The sequence below is a fragment of the Alkalilimnicola sp. S0819 genome, from assembly GCF_009295635.1.
GTDB lineage: Bacteria > Pseudomonadota > Gammaproteobacteria > Nitrococcales > WHIW01 > S0819.
The window spans coordinates 21,675-41,827 of sequence record NZ_WHIW01000007.1 but is presented as its reverse complement, the minus strand read 5'-3'; the positions used below and the strand labels follow the sequence as shown (position 1 = coordinate 41,827).

The following is a 20,153-nucleotide window of genomic DNA, read 5'->3' as shown; positions in this document are numbered from 1 at the left end:
ACCTCGCCCCTAAGATGCGACCTATTCTCATTACCGTATGCTTTTGCACTTGGGAGTGAACATGCGAACCGCATTGCTGCGCATCCTCGGGCTAGCCGCCGCGGCCGCCACCGCCGTTCTGGTACCGGCACAGGCCGCCGAGCAGGTCAATGTCTACTCCTCGCGCCAGGAAGTGCTGATCCGCCCGGCGCTAGATCGCTTCACCGAGCAGACCGGCATCCAGGTACGCCTGCTGAGCGCCGGCGCCGGCGCCTTGCTCACCCGCCTGCAGAACGAGGGCCGCAACACCCCGGCCGATCTGCTGCTTACCGTGGACGCAGGCAATCTGCACCGGGCGAAAGAGGCCGGCGTGCTGCGCAGCATCGAATCCAAGGTGCTGAATGAGCGCCTGCCCGCCACCTACCGCGACCCGGACGGCCAGTGGTACGGCCTCTCCCAGCGCGCCCGGGTGATCTTCCGCGCCAGGGACCGGGTGCCGGAAGGCGCCATCGACAGCTACGCCGATCTGGCCGATCCCCGCTGGAAAGGCCGCATCTGCATCCGCTCCTCCAGCAACATCTACAACCAGTCCCTGGTCGCCGCCATGATCGCCCACCAGGGAGTGGAGCAGACCGAAAGCTGGGCCCGGGGGCTGGTGAGCAACATGGCCCGCCCCCCCCAGGGTGGCGACCGGGATCAGTTGAAGGCCGTGGCCGCGGGTCAGTGCGATATCGCCGTCGCCAATACCTACTATTACGGCAAGATGCTGCAGGACCCGGCCCAGCGCGAGATCGCCGAGCACGTGGCCATCGTTTGGCCGGATCAGGCGGGCCGCGGCGTTCACGTGAACGTCAGCGGCGCCGGTGTGACCCGCCACGCCCGGAATCCGGACAACGCGGTGAAACTGCTCGAATACCTGGCCGGCCTGGAAGCCCAACGCTGGTACGCCGAGGTCAACAGCGAATACCCGGTGAACCCGCGGGCCGAGCGCAGCGAAATGCTCCAGACCTGGGGCGAGTTCAAGGCCGATGAGCTGAACCTGGGCCTGTTGGGCGAGCACAACGCCGAGGCCGTGCGCCTGATGGACCGGGCCGGCTGGCGCTAGTCGGCAGCCCCGCCCCGCCATGCCCACCATCGCCACCCCCGATACCCTGCGCTGCGCGCCCGTCCAGGCGCGCCGGCGCCTGGACGGCTGGAGCATGGGCGTATTCCTGATCGCCGCCCTGCTCGCCCTGCCCGTGCTGGTGATCGCCGGCTATACCTTCCTCGGCTCCACGGAGGTCTGGGCGCATCTGAGCCGTACCGTGCTGCCGGACTACCTGCAGAACACCCTGTGGCTCGCCCTGGGGGTGGGCAGCGGCACCCTGGCAATCGGCACCGGCTGCGCCTGGCTGACCACCATGTGCGACTTCCCCGGGCGGCGCCATATGATCTGGCTGCTGCTGCTGCCCCTGGCCATGCCGGCTTACATCATCGCCTACACCTACACCGGGCTGCTGGATTTCGCCGGCCCCGTGCAAAGCGGGCTGCGCGCGCTGTTCGGCTGGTCCTGGGGAGAGTATTGGTTCCCCGCGATCCGCTCCCTGCCCGGAGCGGCCCTGATGCTCACCCTGGTGCTTTACCCGTATGTGTACCTGCTCGCCCGCACCGCCTTCCTGGAGCAATCCATCTGCGCGCTGGACGTCGGGCGCACCCTGGGGCTGAGCCCCTGGCGGGTATTCCGCCGCATAGCGCTGCCGCTGGCCCGCCCGGCCATCGTCACCGGGCTCTCCCTGGTGCTGATGGAGACCCTGGCCGACTACGGTACCGTGGCGTATTTCGGGGTAAACACCTTCACCACCGGCATTTTCCGCACCTGGTTCGGCATGGGAGAACCGGCGGCGGCCGCGCAGCTGGCGGCCACCCTGCTCGGCGTGGTCATGCTGCTGATCCTGCTGGAGCGCTGGTCCCGCCGTCAGCGCCAATACCACCACACCACCGGTCGCTACCAACCGATCCCCGCCTACCGCCTGCGCGGCGCCCGAGCATGGCTGGCGCTCCTCGCCTGCGCCGCGCCCGTGGCCCTGGGCTTTGCCCTGCCCGCACTGCAACTGCTCGCCTGGTCGCTGCAGACCGCGCCCACCCAGCTTGGGCTCGACTTTCCACGGCTGGTGCTGCACAGCTTGAGCCTGGCCGCCGTCACCGCTGCCATCGCGGTGCTGCTCGCCGGCGTGCTCGCCTATGGGCGACGCCTGCGCGGCACGCGCTGGGTGCGCGGCGCAGTACGCACTGCCGGCCTGGGCTACGCCATACCCGGTACCGTCATCGCCGTGGGGGTGATCATCCCCCTGGCCTGGCTGGACAACACCCTGGATGGCTGGATGCGGACGACCTTCGGCCTCTCCACCGGCCTGCTGCTGAGCGGCACCCTGGTGGCGCTGGTGTTCGCCTATCTGGTGCGTTTTCTGTCGGTGTCGCTGCAGACCGTGGAGGCAGGGCTGGCCAAGATCGGCACCAGCATCGACGACACGGCTCGCTCGCTGGGCTCTCCGCCGGGCCAGGTATTGCGCCGGGTGCACATGCCCATCATGCGCTCCAGCCTGCTCACCGCGGCGCTGCTGGTGTTCGTGGACGTGATGAAGGAGCTGCCCGCCACCCTCATCCTGCGCCCCTTCGATTTCAACACCCTGGCGGTGCGCGCCTTCGAACTCGCCTCCGACGAGCAACTGGCCGCCGCCGCCCCCTCGGCGCTCGCCATCGCCCTGTGCGGGCTCGCCCCGGTTATACTGCTGAGCCGTTCCATCAACCGCGCGCGCCCCGGCACCCATGCTTGAACTGCAAGACCTCACCGTCGCCTACGACCAATACCCCGCGGTGGTGGACGTCAGCTTCCGTCTGCCGGCGGGACTGATCGGCTGCCTGCTCGGCCCCAGCGGCTGCGGCAAGACCACGCTGCTGCGGACGGTGGCGGGTTTCCAGCGGCCGGCGGCGGGCGAGATCCGGCTCGCCGGCAAGAAGGTCAGCGACGCGGCCTGCGTGGTACCGCCGGAGCGGCGCGGCGTGGGCATGGTGTTCCAGGACCTGGCTTTGTTTCCGCACCTCACCGTGGCCGAGAACATCGCCTTCGGCCTGAGCGGCCAACGCGGCGCGGAGCGCCACCGGCGCGTGGCCGAACTGCTGGAGCTGATCGGCTTGCACCAGCTGGGCGGCGCCTACCCCCATGAACTGTCCGGCGGCCAGCAGCAGCGGGTGGCCATCGCCCGGGCCATGGCGCCCAAGCCCAAGCTGCTGCTGCTCGACGAGCCCTTCTCCAGCCTGGACCCGGACCTGCGTGCGCAGCTCCCGCGCGAGCTGCGGCGGATCTTTCGCGAGGACGGCATCACCGCGCTGCTGGTCACCCACGACCAGAACGAGGCCTTCGCCATGGCCGATCAGATCGGCGTGATGCGCGATGGCGCCCTGGAACAATGGGACAGCGCCTACCGGCTCTACCACGAGCCGGCCACCCGCTTCGTCGCCGACTTCGTCGGCGAAGGGGTGATGCTGCCGGGCACGGTGCTGGACAGCCGCCGGGTACGAACCGAGCTCGGGGTGATGGAAAGCGACGAGGCACTGCGCCCGCCGCCCAACACCCTGGTGGACATCCTGCTGCGCCCCGACGATCTACTGCATGACGACAAGAGCCCGCTGAAGGCCCGCATCGTCGAGCGCAGCTTTCGCGGCGGGCATTTCCTCTACACCGTGGCGCTGGCCAGCGGCCGGCGGGTGCTGTGCCAGGCGGACAGCCACCACGACCACAAGCCCGACGAGGCCATCGGCATTCGCGCCGAGCTGGACCATCTGGTGATCTTCGAGCAAGCCGTCGACACCGGACCCACGGTGAGCTGAAACCCGCGCCGCGGGCGGCACCGGTTCACACTGTTCTGCGGCGTGCAAGGGTGTACAATGCCCGCCCTCCACTCGCTCGCCACTTCCCAACCCTCCGGTACCCCATGATCTCCACATCCAATATCACCATGCAGTTCGGCGGCGCGCCGCTGTTCGAGAACGTGTCGCTGAAATTCGGCGGCGGCAACCGCTACGGCCTGATCGGCGCCAACGGCTGCGGCAAGTCCACCTTCATGAAGATCCTGGGCGGCGACATCGAGCCGTCCGCGGGCTCGGTGGGCATCGAGCAAGGCCTGCGCCTGGGCCGGCTGCGCCAGGACCAGTTCGCCTACGAGGAATACACGGTGATGGACACCGTGCTCATGGGCCACCCGGAGCTGTGGGAGGTCAAGCGCGAGCGCGAGCGCATCTATGGCCTGGCCGAGATGAGCGAGGAAGACGGCATGAAGGTGGCCGACCTGGAGGTGGCCTTCGCGGAGCTGGACGGCTACACCGCCGAGGCCCGCGCCGGTGAGCTGCTGCTGGGGCTGGAGATACCGGTGGAGCAGCACTTCGCGCCCATGAGCGCCATCGCCCCGGGCTGGAAGCTGCGGGTGCTGCTCGCCCAGGCGCTGTTCTACGACCCGGATATCCTGCTGCTGGACGAACCCACCAACAACCTGGACATCCACACCATCCGCTGGCTGGAAGACCTGCTCAACCAGCGCAGCAGCACCATGGTGATTATCTCCCATGATCGCCACTTCCTGAACAGTGTCTGCACCCACATGGCCGACGTGGACTACGGGGACATCAAGATCTTCCCCGGCAACTACGACGACTACATGACCGCCTCCACCCAGGCGCGGGAGCGGCTGCAGCACGAGAACGCCAAGAAGAAGGCCCAGATCGCCGAGCTGCAGGCCTTCGTCAGCCGCTTCTCCGCGAACGCCTCCAAGGCCAAGCAGGCCACCTCCCGGGCCAAGCTCATCGACAAGATCGAGCTGCACGACATCAAGCCCTCCAGCCGCAAGAGCCCCTACATCCGCTTCGAGCAGGAGAAGAAACTGCACCGGCTGGCGCTGGAAGTGGACGGTCTGGCCAAGGGCTTCGACGAAGGCCCCCTGTTCCAGGACCTGAAGCTGATGGTGGAGGCCGGTGAGCGCATCGCCGTGATCGGCCCCAACGGCATCGGCAAGACCACCTTGCTGCGCACCCTCTTCGGCGAGCTGGAGGCCGACGCCGGGCGCATCAAATGGGCGGAGAACGCCCAGCTCGGCTATTACGCCCAGGACCATCAGGCGGAGTTCGAGTCGGACATGAGCGTGTTTGACTGGATGAACCGCTATGCCGGGGAAACCGACGATGACCAGATCGTGCGCGCCACCCTGGGACGGCTGCTGTTCTCCCACGACGACCTGAAAAAGCCCGTGAACGTGCTCTCCGGCGGCGAGCAGGGGCGGATGATCTTCGGCCGGCTACTGCAGCAAAAGCCCAACGTGATGCTGCTCGATGAGCCCACCAACCATCTGGACATGGAATCCATCGAGGCACTGAACCTGGCACTGGAGCATTACCCGGGCACGCTGATCTTCGCCAGCCACGACCGCCAGTTCGTCGCCTCGCTGGCCACCCGCATCATCGAGCTCACCCCCTCCGGGCTGGTGGACTTCTCGGGTAGCTACGACGAGTACCTGGAGCGGCGGCAGGCGGCCTGAGACGGGGCGTTTTCACCACAGAGGCCACAGAGAACGAAGAAAGATCCTTTTTCCACTCTGTGTTCTCTGTGAACCTCCGTGCCTCTGTGGTGAATAAAGCCGCTATCGACTTGCTCAATACCCCCGCGCCGGCGGGCTCGGCTCGGCGTCGGGCTTGAACTGGGCCAGGGTATCCAGCGCCCCCTGGCGCAGCAGGCTGATGTCGATCCCCACGGCGATGAAGCGACACCCCCAGTCCCGGTAACGCCGGGCGTCGTCGGCATTGGGGGCGAGAATCCCGGCGGCCTTGCCGGCGCGGTTCACCACCTCGATCAGATGCCGGATCATCGCCTGCACCTCCGGGTGATGGGGCTCGTCGGGGTAGCCCATGTCGGTGGACAGATCCACCGGACCGATGAACACCGCGTCCACCCCGTCCACCGCGGCAATCTCTTCGATGCGCTCCGCCCCCTGGCGTGACTCCACCTGCACGATCAGGCAGGTCTGCTCGTGGGCGCGACGGGTGTAATCATGAATGGCCCCCCAGCGAGTGGCCCGGGTCAGCCCGCCGCCCACGCCGCGTATGCCGCCCTGGGTTGCGTAGCGGGTAGCGCGCACCAGCGCCTCGGCCTGCTCGGCGCAATCCACCATGGGCACCATCAGGGTCTGCGCGCCCACGTCCAGATACTGCTTGATCAGGGCCGGGTCACCGTTGACCGGGCGCACCACGGCGGAAACCGGATAGGGCATCACCACCTGCAGCTGCTCCAACACCGAGGGCACGGAGTTCGGCGCATGTTCGCCGTCGATCAGCAGCCAATCGTAGCCGGTGGTGGCACAGACCTCGGCCGGATAGGCGCTGCCGAAGGCCACCCACAGGCCGTAGAGGGTCTGCCCGTCGGCCAGCGCGGCCTTGAAACGGTTTTGGGGTATATCCATTGGTCGCTCCCTGTTTTTGGGCTCAGTCGCCCACCACCTCGGAGAACTGCAGCACGCGCCCCGGCGGGCTATGCTCCAGCCGGCGCAGGCTCGGCAGGCTCACCAGAAGGGTCTGTCGCGCCCGGGGCCCCATGGGCAGCCCCCGGCCCAGACCCGGGCCGAACTCGATACGGTGGGCGAGATCCGCGAAGACGATGGCAGGGCGAGGTGGCGCGGAGGCACCCGCATCCGCGCGGCATCGTCGAACCCGGCCTGCTCGGTCGCGCTCATGTCAGAGCCGATCCGCGCACCAGGCCACCGCCTGCTCGGCGAAGATGAAGGGGGGTTCGCCGGCGTAGGCCAGGCAGCCGTCGGCCAGCTCGGTGAGCACCGCCGCCAGGGCCAGCGCGGCCGGGCGGGCGGCCTCCGTATCGCTGACCACGCTGAGCAGGAAATCCCGATCGGCCAGCTTGCCGGCCTCACCCTTGCGCAGCAGCCCTTCGGCACGCAGCTCGGCCACGTCCACCGGGTTCGCGTAATACATGATCCGTACCGGCTCGGCGCGCCATTGGACGGCCAGCTCCAGCTCCTCCGCGGCGGGGTCGAAGTCCGCCGGCAAGACCAGCGCCAGCCCGTGGCGCGCCAGGGCGTCGCTCAGTGCCGAGGCCGACGGCAGACGCACGCGGTGCAGAAAGATATTGTGCTCGATTTCCATTGCTTTACTCATGCCCAGGCCTGCAGCAGCCACAATAACACCATGCCGGCCACCAGCGTGCCCAGCAGATTACGCGTAGTGAAGGCGATCAGCGCCGCTACCGCGCCGGCAAGAAGCCGCGGGTTGTCCAGGTGGAAGCCCGGCGCGTCGCCGCCGTACACGATGGCGGGCAACACCAGCGCCGGCAGCACCGCGGCGGGCACGTAACGCAGCACCTGCCGGAGCCGCGCCGGCACCTCGCGACCACTGAACCAGTGGATGAAGGACAGGCGCAGGGCGAAGGTGCCCGCCCCGATCAGCGCCAGCATCGCCCAGATCTGCCAGGCGCTCATGCCTTCCCCCTCCCCAGTCGCCATTCGGCCAGCACGCCGGCGGCGATACCCGCCACCGCCCCCAGGAAAAGCCCCAGGTTCATGGGCAAGGCATGACCCAGCAGGGCCACCGCCCCGCCCACCACGGCGGCCACCATCGTAGGCTTGTCGTTGACCGCCAGCACCAGCATTCCCATGAAGATCAGCGGCACGGCGAAACCCAGCGACCAGCTCGACGGCACCAGCGCGCCCACGAAGGCACCGATGGCGGTGGCGATCTGCCAGACCAGCCACATGACCCCCGCCGCGCCCAGATAAAAGGGCACGGCGTCGGTGCGCGAGGGGTGCTGCTCGGCGCGCAGCACGGTGAGGGTATAGGCCTGGTCGGTGATCATATAGGCCAAGGGCCACTGCCAACGCCGGGGCAGATGGGAGAAATGCGGCGCCAGACCGGCGCTGTACATGGCGAACCGCAGGTTCACCACGTAGGCGGTGAGCACCATGATCATGGGCAGGGCGCCGTCGCCGATCAACTGCATGACCACCAGCTGCGAGGCCCCGGCATAGATCAGGATGGACGCGCCGATGCCATGGGCGGGCGCGAGCCCCGCGTCCACGGCGGCGACACCCGCGGTGAGGCCGAAGGGGAAAATTCCGGGCAACATGGGGGCGATCATGCGCACACCCTCCCAGAACGCGGCACGGGACGAGGCTTCGACCTTCAAGGCGATCTCCTAACAGCCAGTGCAGCACCGCATGGTAAGGAGCGGCGGGGGATTTCACCAGCGGCGGAACCAAGCACGAATCGGATAGTCAAAACATTGACACCCCGAGAAAGACAGCAGGGAGAATACCTTATGGCTGATCAACAGCGCGGCCTGGAAGCCATGATCCGCAGCCGCCGCACGGCCCGCCAGCGGCGCCGAATGGATGCGGAAAACCTCGACCCGGGCACCCTGGAAGAGCTGGAGGATGAGCGGCACCGGCCGCGCCCCAACGAACAGCGCCACAGGGACCCCATGAACCGCTTCATTCAGGACCGGCGCTGAGCGGCCGGCCGCCAATTCACCTCTCCACCTCACGCTGAAGCGGCGCGCCCGCGAACGGGCCGGCCTTCCGGCTCAGCCCTGTTCACGCCCGGGCGTCGCCGCCGCGGCCTCTCCAGTCGCCAGACGCCGATGGGTCCTGGCCACCGCACGGCGCTCATTGCGCCGGTTCCAGGGCTCGCCCACGAAGCGGCGCCCGAGCCCGTCCACGGTGCGCAGCACCAATAGATTGTTCAGCATGCGGGCAAAGTTGCCCGGCTGCCGGGGAAAGGCGCGCAGGGTCATGGAAAAGCCCAGTTCCTCATAGATCACGTAATGCCAGTAGCCGGGCGGAACGTAGAGCACATCGCCGTGGTTCAGCTCCGCCACCTGCCCGCGCGCCTGCCGCAGAGCGGGGAAGCGCTGGTAATCGGGCTGTTCGATGTTCACATCGAACAGGGCGCTGAAGGAGAACGGCACCCGGTACAGGTTGCCCCCTTGCTCGGGCGGGAACAGCAGCACCCGTTTGCGCCCGCCGAAATGGCACAGCAGCAGGTCCGCCAGATCGATGTCGAAGTGCATCTGCACCCGCGCCCCGCGCCCGCCCATGAAAAGCACCGGCAGTTTGCGAAAGAGCTTCAGCCCCAACTCCGGGTAGTGGAAATCCTCGGTGAGCCGCGGCACGGCGGCCAGGATGTTGAAGAAGAACATGCGTAAATCGTTCTCGCCGGCCTCCAGCCGGTCCAGGTACCGCGCCAACGGCATGCGGGCGGCGGGCGCGTGCTGGTGCTTGCGCCCGCGGGAGGGGACGCTGTCGTAGAGCGGCACCTCCACGTCCCCGGCCACATCGCGCAGATACTCCACCGACCAGCGCTCGCGCGCCGTCCAGCCCTCGGTAAGGCGCTCCATGACCAGCGGCCGCGCGGGTTTCTTGTACGCCAGCTGAAAACGCGGCGCTTCGATGCGCTGAACACGTTCGACGGGGCTGATTTCCACCATGATGGTGCTGCCTGCTTCTTGTTCCCGGGATTAGGCGCTCATGGTAGCGCCGCGCGCGCCGGCGCCCAAGCGCCGCCTTGAACCCGTCGCCGCCGCCCGCACGGTAGATAAGGAGACACTCAAGCGGCATACCGCGGGCGGTTCCTCATGCGCCACTTCAGGCTGGTGTTCCTGCTGCTCTCCCTGCTCCTGGGCGCCACCCCAGTGGTCGCCGCGCCTTCGGCGGCCACGCTGCCGCGGGGCGAGGCGCCCACTCTGGCGCCACTGCTGGAGCGGGTGCTGCCCGGTGTGGTGGATATCGTCGTGGAAGGGCCGCTCGACCGGGGCTCCGGCGCGCCGGCGCTGGCCGGAGCGGGGAAGAGGCAGTTCGAGGGCATCGGTGCCGGGGTGGTGCTGGATGCGGAGCGTGGCCACATTCTGACCAATGCCCACGTGCTGGAAGCAGCCGAGCGCATCACCGTGCGCAGTCATGACGGGCACCGCCGCCAAGCCCGACTGGTCGGCACCGACCCGAGTACGGATCTGGCGCTGTTGCATATCGCGCACCCGCCGCCGGGGCTGCGGAACCTGGTCTGGAGCAAGCCCGGCAGCACCCGTGTGGGCGATCTGGTGCTCGCTATCGGCAACCCCTTCGGCCTGTACGCGAGCATCAGCAGCGGGGTGGTCTCGGCGCTGGGCCGGCAAGGCTTGGGCATACAGGGCTATGAGGACTTCATCCAGACCGATGCGGCCATCAATCCGGGCCACTCCGGCGGGCCGCTGGTGAACCTCAAGGGCGAGGTGGTGGGCATCAATCTGGCCATCCTCGCCCCCGGCGGCGGCAGCATCGGTATCGGTTTCGCCCTGCCCGGCGACATTGCCCGGCGCGTGGGCCTGCAGATGAGCGCTCAGGGGGACCTGCACCGCGGCCGCATCGGCCTGCTGGTGGAGGAACAATGGCCCGCGGACGAGGCGCGCCCGCCGCGGGTACTGGTGCGGGAGGTCCTGAAAGGGTCCGGCGCGGCGCGGGCGGGCCTGCGCCAGGGTGATGTGATCCTCGCCGCGGACGGCGAGGCGCTGCAGCGCAGCGCCCAGTTGCGCAACCGGGTCGCGCTGCGCCAGGTGGGCGAACGCCTGCGCCTGCGGCTGCAACGGGACGGAGCGGTGATCGACCGCGACGTGGAGATCGTCGAGGAGCCCGCCGTGATGGCGGAAGCGCCCGCCGAGCTCGACTATCCGGTGGCCTTACTGCCGGCACCGTTTTCCTGAAGCCGAAAGGCAACGGGCGCCCCGCGGGGCGCCCGTTCATCGAGGCAGGCTCACGCCCTGCCCGTCTTAGGGGTAACCGGACTCGTTGGGGTCGATGATGACTTCACGCACCCGCTGCACGCCGCTGTAACGGCTGGTGTTGGAGAACACCACCCGGCCCTGGTTCTTGTACAGGGCGTAGGTGCGCACGATATCGTTGCCGCGGTAATTGAAGGGCTTCCAGGCCTTGCCGGTCTGACGGCTGTAGGTGGCCGAGGGCGGCCCCACCAGGTCGTAGACCTCCTGCATGGACATGCCCTCGCGCACCAGGCTCAAGCTCTCGTAGTTGCCCTGGGCGGCCGGCGCGGCGGCCGGCGCGGCGGCCTGCCGGCGGGCCGGGGCCGCCTTTTTGCTCGGGGCGGAGCGGGCGGCGGAAGCGCCGCTTTCCTGGAGTTTCGCCAGATCCACCATGCCGCGCTGGTACTGCTCGCCGCTGGGCGCGCCCACGTCGGACAGGGCACGGCTCACGTGCTTGCTCAGCTTGCGCTGCGTGTTGTTCCGATCGATCTCGGAGAGCACGCCGTGATAACGGCCGTTGCCGGAGGCGCCCAGCGCCTTCGCCCCCCAGGCCACGGCATCCAGCTCGCCGCGGCCGCGCGCCCGCTGGTAGTCCTGCAGCAGCACCTCGGCCAGTACGTCGAGCACCTGGGTGTCACGCTCACCGCTGTGGTAGATGCTCTGGGAGACATCCTTGAGGCTGATGAAACCGCCCCGGGCAAGCCGCTCCACGTAGCTTTCCTGCACCGGGTTCAGCGCCTGGGCCGTACCGGCCACCAGCATCGCAAGCAGTATCAGTATCCACTTCTTCATGGCTTGTGCCCTGTTTTTGTCAGATTCGGGAATCGGGGCAGCCGCCCCGTTCGGGAACGGTAGCGGAGCGCACCCCATGCTGCAACCGCAAAAAGACCCCCCAGCCATGGGGTTGAAGGCGGTGCAAGGGCACCACCATCAGGCTGGGCTGGGCTTGTTGGCGAAAAGCTCCACCAGCCAGTCCACGAACACCCGCACCTTGCGCGAAACGTAGCGCCCCTGGGGATAGAGCACGTAAAAGGCGGATTCCGAATGGGGGTACTCGGGCAGCACATGCACCAGCCGACCATCCTGCAGCGCATCAGCCACCAGCCAGGCGGACAGCCGGGCCAGGCCCACGCCCCCCACCACCGCCTGGGCCAGGGCGTCACCGGTATTGGCGTGGAAGTTGCCGTTCACATGAATCACCCGACGGCCCTTCTCGTCCTCGAAGGCCCAGTCGTTGAAATCCGCCAGGGTGTACATGGTCAGACAGTTGTGGCGCAGCAGGTCTTCCGGGGTCTTCGGCATGCCGTGGCGCGCCAGATAATCGGGCGAGGCGCAGACGATGCGCTCGTTGGTTACCAGCCGCCGGGCCACCAGCGACGGATCCTCCAACTGCTCGGCCAGCCGTATGGTCACATCCAGCCCCTCGGCCACCACGTCCACCGAACGGTCGGTGAGTTCCAGCTGCAGATCCAGATCCGGGTGCTGTTCCAGGAATTCGTTGATGTGGGGTAGCACGTTGATGCGGGTGAAAGCCGCGGTGGCGCTGACGCGCAAGGTGCCGCGCACCGCCTGGTGATAGGCGCCGGCCGCTTCCTCGGCCTCTTCCAGCTCCTGCATGATGCGCACACAGCTCTGGTGAAAGGAGCGCCCCGCCTCGGTCAGGCTCATCTTGCGGGTGGTGCGGTTGAACAGCCGCACCCCCAGCCGATCCTCCAGGCGGCGCACCTGCTTGCTCACCGCCGAGGGGCTAAGATCCAGGGCACGGGCGGCGGCCGAAAAGCTGCCATAACGCGCCGCTTGTACAAAGACGCTGATTTCAGAGATGTGGTCCACGAAGCAGTCTCCCTATCTGTTCCATTTGGTCACAGATAATATTCCAACAATGGCCTTCTCCTCAAAAAAGAGAACGCGTATGATGCATTGCAACAGTCGGGAGACGAACCGCACACAGGACCACATGGGAGGCATGACCATGAACCAGCAGATCCCCGCATACGCCGAGCTCGATTGGCAGCAGATCGAGCTGATCATGCGCGCCGCGCGGCGCGAGCGCAGCGACTTCATCGCCGCGATGATCCGCCGTCTGCGCCGGCGCAAGGACAGCGACACCGCCCAGCACGGTCTGGGCGGCATGGCCCAGGCCGGCTGACAGCTTACACAGTTTTCCCTCTCTCCTCCTCTTGGGCCGGCTCCTACGCCGGCTCTCTTCTTTTCTGGCCCCGGCATTTGTTTATAATCGCGCCCACTTGAACCCCATGCCAGTGAGCCCCCGCATGCCGGACATCGCCACCTTTCGCGCACGCCTGGGACAGTGGATCGACAGCCCGATCCCCCACCACGCCATCATCGCCCTGATCACCCTCAACGCCATCACCCTGGGGCTGGAAACGTCTCAAACCGTCACCGCGCGCTATGGCGAGGCACTACACCTGCTCGACCGGGCGCTGATCGCTGTGTTCACCCTGGAAATCGCGCTCAAGCTCATCGCCTGGGGACCGCGCTTTTTCCGCAACGGTTGGAACGTGTTCGACCTGCTGGTAGTCGGCGTTTCCCTGATACCCACGGCCGGACCGCTGTCGGTGTTGCGCAGCCTGCGGGTGCTGCGCGTGCTGCGACTGGTCTCGAGCATGGGCCGGCTGCGCATCATCGTCGATTCGCTGCTCCACGCCCTTCCCGGCATCGGCTGGATCGGGGTGCTGCTGGGGCTGGTCTTCTACGTGTTCGCAGTGATGGGGGTGGGGCTGTTCGGCGCGGCCTTTCCCGAGTGGTTCGGCACCATTCCCGGGGCGCTGTACAGCCTGTTCCAGATCATGACCCTGGAGAGCTGGTCCATGGGCATCGTGCGCCCGGTGATGGAACAGTACCCCTACGCCTGGCTGTACTTCATTCCCTTCATCCTCATGACCACCTTCACGGTGCTGAACCTGTTCATCGGCATCATCGTCAACAGCATGCAGGAGCTGCACGCGGCGGAAGAGAAACGCCTGGAAGAGCGCGAGCGTCGGGCGCACACCGAACGCGAAGACCTGCTGGCGCAGGTGAGCGCGCTGCAGGCGCAGATGCGCCGACTGGAGCAGGCGCTGCGCCGTCAACGCTGAGGACGCGTTGAGCGACTCCCCGGCCTGCGCCGCCTGGCCGGTGCCCCACCCCTGGGCAAGGGCGGCGTGGGCGGCGCGCCACGCCGTCGTTGTCTGCCCTGACGGCTTCTGCAAGAATAGCCGGCGGCGCTCGGGACGCTGCGCAGCGGCAACCCGAGCTCGGCACGGAAGCCACCGCCTTGCACTCCCGATCCGGGCTCTCCGGGTCTGTCGGGTTTTTGGCCAACCTTGTCGGGCATCACGCGCCGAATCCAGGGAACCAAAAAACCAACAGGGAGTTTTCCATGATGCAATCGATTCGCAGCCTGGTCGTGCTGCTCGGTCTCGCCGTGCTGGGCCTCGCCCAGGCCGCGCCGCCGGGCACCGAGGCCTATGGCCTGTATCTGAAGACCGGCGAGGACTACATCCCGGCCCGGTCTCTGCCCAACATCCCCTACCTGAACCACGACTTCACCGCGCACATGTTCGACTTCCCGGTGGCGAACCGGGGCAACGAGACCGTGGAACTGCTGGTTCATTACCCCGAGTTCCACCCGGGGCGTTTCACACTGGAGGCCCGGCCGATCGCCCTGGCCGGCGCCCGCGCGCCGATCCCGGTGAACATCGCGCCGCTGGGCGAGGATCGATTCCGCGTGACCAGCACCGAAGCGGTGCCCGATACCCACCTGCTCGTCGCCGATCTAAGCTGCTGTGTGCAGGGCGTGCACGGCATCGCCCTGGGCGAACCGGCCGCCGTGCTGCTGGAAGCCTATGCCGCGGAGCGGGATCTCAACCCGGTGCGGGCCGAGCACACGCTGGGCAAGGCCCTGCGGGGACAAGCGCAGAACACGCAACTCCAGGCGCTTCATGCGCACTGGCGCACACGGGTGGCGCAGGCCAAGGCGAGCGAGCACTACGCCTTCATCGAGAGCGTGCAGCAGCAATACGAGCGCGCCGAGGGGCCGGAGCAGCGTTACAAGAAGCTGCGCCACCTGCGCAGTGTCAGTGAGCAGTACCTGAAGAACCACCCCCAGGGACTGGAGCGCGCGCAGGTGCAAAAGCTGCTGGACACCGTCAACGATAAACTGAATGTCTGAGCAGCGCTGACATCCACGGCCCCGGGCCGGCCGCGTGCCGGCTCAGGGCCCCGCCGCCCGCGGCAGGCGAAAGCTCAGTCGAGCCCCACCCCAATCGCTGGCGCCGATGCGCAGCTCCGCCCCATAGGCGCGCACAATCTGGTCCGCCACCGCCAGGCCAATGCCCTGCCCCGGCACGCGCTCATCACCCCGCACCCCGCGACGGCGCAGGCGTTCGCTCTCACCGGCGCCGAAACCCGGGCCGTCGTCATCCAGGCGCAGCATCAACCAGCCACCTTCCGCGCGGCCACTGAGCCGCACCCGAGCGCGCGCCCATTTGCAGGCGTTATCCAGCAGATTGCCGAACAGCTCGGTCATGTCGCCGGCATCCGCCAGCACCCGCGCCCCCGGGGGCAGCGCCAGTTCCAGTGTCAGCGCCCGCTCGGCGTAGACCTTCTCCAGGGCGGCGCACAGACCGCGCAAGGCCTCCTCCAGCGACAGGGGCGTATGGAAAGCACTCCGCCCGGCGGTGGCGGCGCGCTGCAACTGGTAGTCGATACTCCGGCGCATGCGCGCCACCTGCTCTTCCACCGCCTCGGGCTCGTCGCGGCTACCTTGCAGCACCGCCAGCGGCGTCTTCAGGCTGTGGGCCAGATCCGCCAGCGCATCGCGGTGGCGCTGCTGCTGCATGCGCTCGTGGCGCAGCAAGGCGTCCAGGTTGCCGGTCAGGGGGCGCAGCTCCCGCGGGTAACCCCCGCCCAAGCTCTCCCGCCGCCCGGCCTCGATCTCGCCCACATCCCGCGCCACGCGACGCAGCGGCCGCAAGCCCCAACGCAGCACCAGCAACTGCGTCGCCAGCAGCAGCACCGCCATGCCCCCCAGCCAACGCCAGAGCACCCGGCGGTAGGGCTGGATCTGGGCGGCGAGCAGCTCACCGTGCTCGGCGATACTGAAGCTCAGCGCCCGCGCACCGCTCTCCAACTGCCACTCCACCCCGAAACCGAGCACCAGCCAGCGCTGACCGTCCGCCCACTGCTCGGTAAAGCGCCATTCGCCGGTGGCCAGCCGCGCGCGCAGCGGCGGCTCGGCGGCGAGCACCGAGGGTGATACCCAAAGCGCTTCGCCCTGCTCGTACACCGCGGCGTAGAGCCCACTGTCCGGCTGGTTGAGGCGCTCGATGGCACTGGGGCCAGGCAGCTCGAAGCGCCCGTCCGGCGTGACTTCGCCCTCGCCCATGAGCAGAAAAAGCTGCCCGCGCAGGCGCTCCTCGAGGGCCGCCCGCGCCGCGCCCTCGAAGGCGCGCTCCAGGGCCACGCCGGTGAGCAGCACGAAAATGCCGATCACCAGCGCCCCGCCCAGCATGCTGCGCGCGTTCAGCGACAGCGGGGCGAGTTTCATGGCCGCGCCGCCCCCAGCCGGTAACCGCGGCCGCGCAGGGTTTCCAGGGGCACCCCCGCGAGCTTCTTGCGCAGCCGCGCCACCAGCACCTCGATGACATTGCTGTCCCGGTCCTCGTCGTGCGGGTAGAGATAATCGGCCAGCGCCTGCTTGGAGAGCACCCGCCCGGCATGACGGGCCAGATGCTCCAGCAGCCGGTATTCGAAGGCGGTGAGCGCCACGGACTCGCCGTGCAGACTCACCTGTTGGGCATCCAGATCGATGAGCAGCCCGTCCAGCTCCCAAAGCTCGCGCGCCAGGCCCGCGCTGCGCCGGGAGAGCGCCCGTAGCCGCGCCAGCAACTCCTCGGGATGGAAGGGCTTGGTGAGGTAATCGTCGGCACCGGCCTCCAGGCCATCCACCTTGTCCTGCCAGCGCCCCCGGGCGGTGAGCACCAGGATCGGCAGGGTGTTGCCCTCGGCACGGAGGGTGCGAATCAGCTCCAGCCCGGGGAGTTCCGGCAGGCCCAGATCCACCACCGCCAGATCGTGGGGGTACTCCCGGGCCAGATACAGCCCCTCGCGCCCGTCACCGCTGACGCTCACGCGCCAGCCCTGGGCTTGCAGGGAGGCCTGCAGTTGCCGGGCGAGCTCGGCTTCGTCCTCGACGATCAATACCCGCATGGCTCAGTCCGCCGGCACCCGCACCACCCGCACGCGGCCATCGCCGCTGAGCAGCTTGATGCGGTAATGGGTACCACCGCGGCCCTCCACGGTGCGCAGGGCGAGCACCCGGCCACCGTACTTGCGCTGCGCCCAGGCCGCCGCCGCGCGCGCGCCGTCGCGCTCCGCCGCCGGGGGGTCGCCCTGGCCCCCGCCGGGGTGAACCGGCGCCGCGGCCTGGGCCACGGCGCCCAGCGGCAACAGCAGCAGGGCGAAGCTCAGCAAGAAGGTACACAGCGTTTTTTTCATGCGTTCAAGAATACGTGCCGCCGGCCCGGCGGGCCATGCTGCCCGCCCCGGTCGACGGCCTCGGCTGCTCCATGCGGGTTCAGTGGCCGATGCGAATCGCCACGGTGGCGCCGGCGCCGCGATGCTCGACCCGGCCGTGGCGGTGGCCCTGATGACGGTGATGCTTGCCTCGATGGGGGCGATGCTTGTGATCGTGGCGGCGGTGCTTCTTGTGGTAGCCCTTGCCGTGGTGACGATGTCCGTTGTGGTAGCCCTCGCCGCGACGGTGGTGATGATGCCCGTGATAGTGTCGCCCGCCGTGGCGATGATACCCATGATAGGGTCGCCCGCCGTGGCGATGATAGCCGTGATAGTGTCGGCCGCCGTGGCGATGATAATCGTGATGGCGGTGCTTGTGCCCGGCCCGCGACTCCTTCACCCACTGGCAGATCTGAAAGCCCGGCGGACCGAAGCAGACCTGGGAGCGCGCGCCGTGGCGCTGATGTACCGGCATGGCCCGCATCTCCCGCAGGGTCTCCAGCTGCGCTTTTTTCAGTTCGACCAGCCCAGGCCCCGCCTGGGCCGCGCCCAGACCCAGCAGGCCCACGCCCATCACCAGCACTCGGATCAGCTTGCGTTTCATCTCGGCTCTCCTTCGAAAGATGCCCTTGTCGGCCCGGCGTATCCGAGCCTTGGGCGCAGAGTACGCGGGGGAGCCTGAACGCAGGCTGAACGAGCAGTTCCCAAACGGCACCGCCGGGCGCACACTAGGAAGACACCGACCCACTCCCGCCACGCACATACCGAGAGTGCCGAGCATGAGCAGGAAACCGACTGTTAGCTGTGTGGAGCTGAACCAGCGCTGGCTGAGCCTGCCGCTGAACCTCTGGCAGACGTACTGGGCGTCCGTGGAGACCATCGGCTACCGCTTGCCCATGCTGGCGGACGGCGGCCTCACGCCCGATGCGCGCCAGCGGGCCGAGACCAGCCGCATGGTCAACGAGAAGCTGCTGGCGAGCGCGCAGAGCCTGCTGGCGCTGTGGGCGCCGCCCCCGGCTCAGCTCACCCTCTACTGGCTGCGGGTGTGGAGCGCGGCACTGCAGGCGGATACGAAAGCGCTGGAGCAGGTGCAGCGCAGCTGGCTCAACGGCAGCTGGCCGCAACTGCTGGGCAATCACATCCTGCGCGCCGTGGAGCAGGGCCTGCGGCCCTGGCATCAGGGCGCCACGGCCAACGCCCGGCGCCTGCGAAAGCGCCAGCGCTGACCCCAGGTTGTTCGCGGGCGCGGGCTACCAGCTGCCGGTATTCTCCATGGAGGCCCAGGGTTCCTGGGGCGGCAGCGGCTCACCCTGCTGCAGCAGCTCGATGGAAATCCCGTCCGGCGAGCGCACGAAGGCCATGCGCCCATCTCGGGGCGGGCGGTTTATGGTCACGCCGGCGGCCCGCAGGCGCTCGCACAAGGCATAGATGTCCGCCACCCGGTAAGCCAGGTGGCCGAAGTTGCGCCCGCCGTCGTATTCCTCCGGGTCCCAGTTCCAGGTCAACTCCACCATGGGCGCCCCCTCCTCTCGGGCCCGCGCCAGGTCGTCCGGTGCGGCGAGAAACACCAACGTGAAGCGCCCCGCTTCCACCTCCTTGCGGCTGACCTCCACCAGGCCGAGCGTGTCGCAATAGAAGGCCAGGGACTGTTCCAAATCACTCACACGAACCATGGTATGCAGGTACTGCATTGCGGGCTCCTCCGTTTCATTCGCCGCCGATACGCCATCCTACCCCCTGGGGAGGCACGAGCTACTTCCCTCGCCGGCATTTTTATATATAAAACGCTGTTTGCTATACAATACGACGGCAACATTCTTCGCTAATCAGAGTTCCCCATGCAGCTGTCCGTACTCGATCAATCCCCCGTGCCCGCCGGCAGCACCCCGGCCCAGGCCCTGCACAACTCCATCGAGCTCGCCCGCCTGTGCGACGGGCTGGGCTACAAACGCTACTGGATCGCCGAGCACCATGCCGCGGGCACCTTCGCCAGCTCCGCCCCCGAGATCCTGATGAGCCGCATCGCCGCCGAGACCGCGCGGCTGCGCATCGGCTCCGGCGCTACGCTGTTGCCCTACTACTCGCCGCTGAAGGTGGCCGAGAGCTTTCGCATGCTCGAAGCGCTCTACCCCGGGCGCATGGATCTGGGGATAGGCCGCGCGCCGGGGGGCGGCAGCCTGGAAGCCGCGGCGCTGCACCGGGGCGAACGCCTGCACGGGGATGATTTCCTGGAACAGCTCGCGCAGCTGCGCGGCTTTCTCTACGGCGACTGGCCGCAAGGCCACCCTTACGCGGACATCCATGTGGCCCCGGCGGTGGACACCGCTCCCGAGCCCTGGCTGCTGGGCTCCAGCCCGCGCAGCGCGCAGCTGGCCGCCCAGCTGGACCTGCCCTACGCCTTCGCCCACTTCATCTTCCCGCCGGCCACCCGCGAGGCGGTGCAGACCTACCAGCACTACGCGCCGGGCCGCAAGCCCATGGTCGCCCTGGGCGTGGTCTGCGCCGACACCGAGGAGGCGGCGCTGGAGCAGTTCGCCAGCACCCGTCTGTTCGGCCTGAACATCGCCGAGGGGCGGCGCCTGGAACCGGTGCCCACCCCGGCGGAAGGGCTGGCGAAGCTGGGCCCGGGGCGCAGCGAACCGGGCCGCCCGGCGGGCGAATGGCCCCGGCACATCGTCGGCGACCCCGAGCAGGTGCGCGCGCAACTGCTGGAGATCAGCGAAGCGCTGGAGGTGGAGGAGCTGATGATCTGGAGCGTGATGCACGACCATCGGGCCCGGCTGCGCTCCTACGAGCTGCTGGGGCAGATGTTCGCCTGAGCGTGAACGCCGAAGGCCGT

23 protein-coding genes are annotated in these 20,153 nt (G+C 68.1%); 11 read left to right on the top strand and 12 right to left on the bottom strand.

The window, feature by feature from the left end; translation table 11 throughout:
• The first annotated feature begins 55 nt into the window (after positions 1 to 55).
• From GBG68_RS07775 to GBG68_RS07760, 4 genes are all read left to right on the top strand, one after another.
• Positions 56 to 1,084: a Fe(3+) ABC transporter substrate-binding protein gene (locus GBG68_RS07775; RefSeq protein ID WP_413463311.1), complete on the top strand. Its 1,029-nt coding sequence runs from the start codon at positions 56 to 58 to the stop codon at positions 1,082 to 1,084.
• Positions 1,085 to 1,103: 19 nt separating this feature from the next.
• Complete coding sequence (locus GBG68_RS07770) at positions 1,104 to 2,792, top strand: ABC transporter permease (RefSeq protein WP_152146376.1); 1,689 nt, start codon at positions 1,104 to 1,106, stop codon at positions 2,790 to 2,792.
• Positions 2,785 to 3,846 carry an ABC transporter ATP-binding protein gene (locus tag GBG68_RS07765; RefSeq protein WP_152146375.1) on the top strand — a complete coding sequence of 354 codons (1,062 nt, stop codon included), beginning with the start codon at positions 2,785 to 2,787 and terminating at the stop codon, positions 3,844 to 3,846. The genes GBG68_RS07770 and GBG68_RS07765 overlap by 8 nt, the downstream gene beginning before the upstream one ends.
• A gap of 104 nt (positions 3,847 to 3,950) precedes the next feature.
• Positions 3,951 to 5,543: an ABC-F family ATPase gene (locus GBG68_RS07760; RefSeq protein WP_152146374.1), complete on the top strand. Its 1,593-nt coding sequence runs from the start codon at positions 3,951 to 3,953 to the stop codon at positions 5,541 to 5,543.
• A gap of 114 nt (positions 5,544 to 5,657) precedes the next feature.
• Here the strand turns inward: GBG68_RS07760 and GBG68_RS07755 are convergent, their stop codons facing one another.
• The 4 genes from GBG68_RS07755 to GBG68_RS07740 all read right to left on the bottom strand — a co-directional run bounded on the left by GBG68_RS07755 (position 5,658) and on the right by GBG68_RS07740 (position 8,191).
• A complete protein-coding gene (locus GBG68_RS07755; protein WP_152146373.1) occupies positions 5,658 to 6,461 on the bottom strand; it encodes an HpcH/HpaI aldolase family protein in 804 nt (267 codons plus the stop codon).
• 271 nt (positions 6,462 to 6,732) lie between these two features.
• On the bottom strand, positions 6,733 to 7,167 hold the full coding sequence (locus GBG68_RS07750) for a hypothetical protein (protein WP_152146372.1): 435 nt from the start codon (positions 7,165 to 7,167) through the stop codon (positions 6,733 to 6,735).
• Positions 7,164 to 7,487, bottom strand: a complete 324-nt coding sequence (locus GBG68_RS07745) for an AzlD domain-containing protein (RefSeq protein ID WP_152146371.1) — start codon at positions 7,485 to 7,487, stop codon at positions 7,164 to 7,166. The genes GBG68_RS07750 and GBG68_RS07745 overlap by 4 nt, the downstream gene beginning before the upstream one ends.
• On the bottom strand, positions 7,484 to 8,191 hold the full coding sequence (locus GBG68_RS07740; RefSeq protein WP_226801715.1) for an AzlC family ABC transporter permease: 708 nt from the start codon (positions 8,189 to 8,191) through the stop codon (positions 7,484 to 7,486). Before GBG68_RS07740 ends, GBG68_RS07745 begins: the two co-directional genes overlap by 4 nt.
• Positions 8,192 to 8,323: 132 nt before the next feature.
• Between GBG68_RS07740 and GBG68_RS07735 the strand changes: the two genes are divergently transcribed.
• Positions 8,324 to 8,515 (top strand): hypothetical protein, encoded by a 192-nt coding sequence (locus GBG68_RS07735; protein ID WP_152146370.1) that lies wholly within the window; start codon positions 8,324 to 8,326, stop codon positions 8,513 to 8,515.
• 72 nt (positions 8,516 to 8,587) lie between these two features.
• Here GBG68_RS07735 and GBG68_RS07730 read toward each other — a convergent pair whose 3' ends face one another.
• On the bottom strand, positions 8,588 to 9,490 hold the full coding sequence (locus tag GBG68_RS07730; RefSeq protein ID WP_152146369.1) for a cupin-like domain-containing protein: 903 nt from the start codon (positions 9,488 to 9,490) through the stop codon (positions 8,588 to 8,590).
• A gap of 147 nt (positions 9,491 to 9,637) precedes the next feature.
• Between GBG68_RS07730 and GBG68_RS07725 the strand changes: the two genes are divergently transcribed.
• Complete coding sequence (locus tag GBG68_RS07725) at positions 9,638 to 10,738, top strand: trypsin-like peptidase domain-containing protein (RefSeq protein WP_152146368.1); 1,101 nt, start codon at positions 9,638 to 9,640, stop codon at positions 10,736 to 10,738.
• A 66-nt stretch (positions 10,739 to 10,804) separates the two neighbouring features.
• Here GBG68_RS07725 and GBG68_RS07720 read toward each other — a convergent pair whose 3' ends face one another.
• A complete protein-coding gene (locus GBG68_RS07720) occupies positions 10,805 to 11,587 on the bottom strand; it encodes a hypothetical protein (RefSeq protein ID WP_152146367.1) in 783 nt (260 codons plus the stop codon).
• A gap of 138 nt (positions 11,588 to 11,725) precedes the next feature.
• Entirely contained in the window at positions 11,726 to 12,628 is a 903-nt protein-coding gene (locus GBG68_RS07715) for a LysR family transcriptional regulator (protein ID WP_152146366.1), read from the bottom strand.
• Positions 12,629 to 12,767: 139 nt separating this feature from the next.
• Here GBG68_RS07715 and GBG68_RS14170 point away from each other — a divergent pair, with 139 nt between their 5' ends.
• The 3 genes from GBG68_RS14170 (at position 12,768) to GBG68_RS07705 (ending at position 14,969) form a co-directional block, all read left to right on the top strand.
• Positions 12,768 to 12,944 carry a hypothetical protein gene (locus tag GBG68_RS14170; RefSeq protein ID WP_193222259.1) on the top strand — a complete coding sequence of 59 codons (177 nt, stop codon included), beginning with the start codon at positions 12,768 to 12,770 and terminating at the stop codon, positions 12,942 to 12,944.
• 124 nt (positions 12,945 to 13,068) lie between these two features.
• Positions 13,069 to 13,893 (top strand): ion transporter, encoded by an 825-nt coding sequence (locus GBG68_RS07710; RefSeq protein WP_152146365.1) that lies wholly within the window; start codon positions 13,069 to 13,071, stop codon positions 13,891 to 13,893.
• Between the two features lie 284 nt (positions 13,894 to 14,177).
• Positions 14,178 to 14,969 carry a hypothetical protein gene (locus tag GBG68_RS07705; protein WP_152146364.1) on the top strand — a complete coding sequence of 264 codons (792 nt, stop codon included), beginning with the start codon at positions 14,178 to 14,180 and terminating at the stop codon, positions 14,967 to 14,969.
• A gap of 42 nt (positions 14,970 to 15,011) precedes the next feature.
• On the opposite strand, the gene GBG68_RS07700 is transcribed toward GBG68_RS07705, so the two are convergent.
• The 4 genes from GBG68_RS07700 to GBG68_RS07685 all read right to left on the bottom strand — a co-directional run bounded on the left by GBG68_RS07700 (position 15,012) and on the right by GBG68_RS07685 (position 17,918).
• On the bottom strand, positions 15,012 to 16,346 hold the full coding sequence (locus GBG68_RS07700; RefSeq protein ID WP_226801714.1) for an ATP-binding protein: 1,335 nt from the start codon (positions 16,344 to 16,346) through the stop codon (positions 15,012 to 15,014).
• Positions 16,343 to 17,008, bottom strand: a complete 666-nt coding sequence (locus GBG68_RS07695) for a response regulator transcription factor (protein ID WP_152146363.1) — start codon at positions 17,006 to 17,008, stop codon at positions 16,343 to 16,345. The genes GBG68_RS07700 and GBG68_RS07695 overlap by 4 nt, the downstream gene beginning before the upstream one ends.
• Before the next feature lie 3 nt (positions 17,009 to 17,011).
• Positions 17,012 to 17,296, bottom strand: coding sequence for a PepSY domain-containing protein (locus GBG68_RS07690; RefSeq protein ID WP_152146362.1), 285 nt, complete (start codon positions 17,294 to 17,296; stop codon positions 17,012 to 17,014).
• Between the two features lie 79 nt (positions 17,297 to 17,375).
• Positions 17,376 to 17,918 (bottom strand): hypothetical protein, encoded by a 543-nt coding sequence (locus GBG68_RS07685; RefSeq protein WP_152146361.1) that lies wholly within the window; start codon positions 17,916 to 17,918, stop codon positions 17,376 to 17,378.
• Positions 17,919 to 18,093: 175 nt separating this feature from the next.
• On the opposite strand from GBG68_RS07685, the gene GBG68_RS07680 reads away from it, so the two are divergent.
• Positions 18,094 to 18,540 (top strand): hypothetical protein, encoded by a 447-nt coding sequence (locus GBG68_RS07680; RefSeq protein ID WP_152146360.1) that lies wholly within the window; start codon positions 18,094 to 18,096, stop codon positions 18,538 to 18,540.
• A gap of 24 nt (positions 18,541 to 18,564) precedes the next feature.
• Here the strand turns inward: GBG68_RS07680 and GBG68_RS07675 are convergent, their stop codons facing one another.
• Positions 18,565 to 19,005, bottom strand: a complete 441-nt coding sequence (locus GBG68_RS07675; RefSeq protein ID WP_152146359.1) for a VOC family protein — start codon at positions 19,003 to 19,005, stop codon at positions 18,565 to 18,567.
• A 147-nt stretch (positions 19,006 to 19,152) separates the two neighbouring features.
• Between GBG68_RS07675 and GBG68_RS07670 the strand changes: the two genes are divergently transcribed.
• Positions 19,153 to 20,133: an LLM class flavin-dependent oxidoreductase gene (locus GBG68_RS07670; RefSeq protein ID WP_152146358.1), complete on the top strand. Its 981-nt coding sequence runs from the start codon at positions 19,153 to 19,155 to the stop codon at positions 20,131 to 20,133.
• Positions 20,134 to 20,153 lie beyond the last annotated feature (20 nt).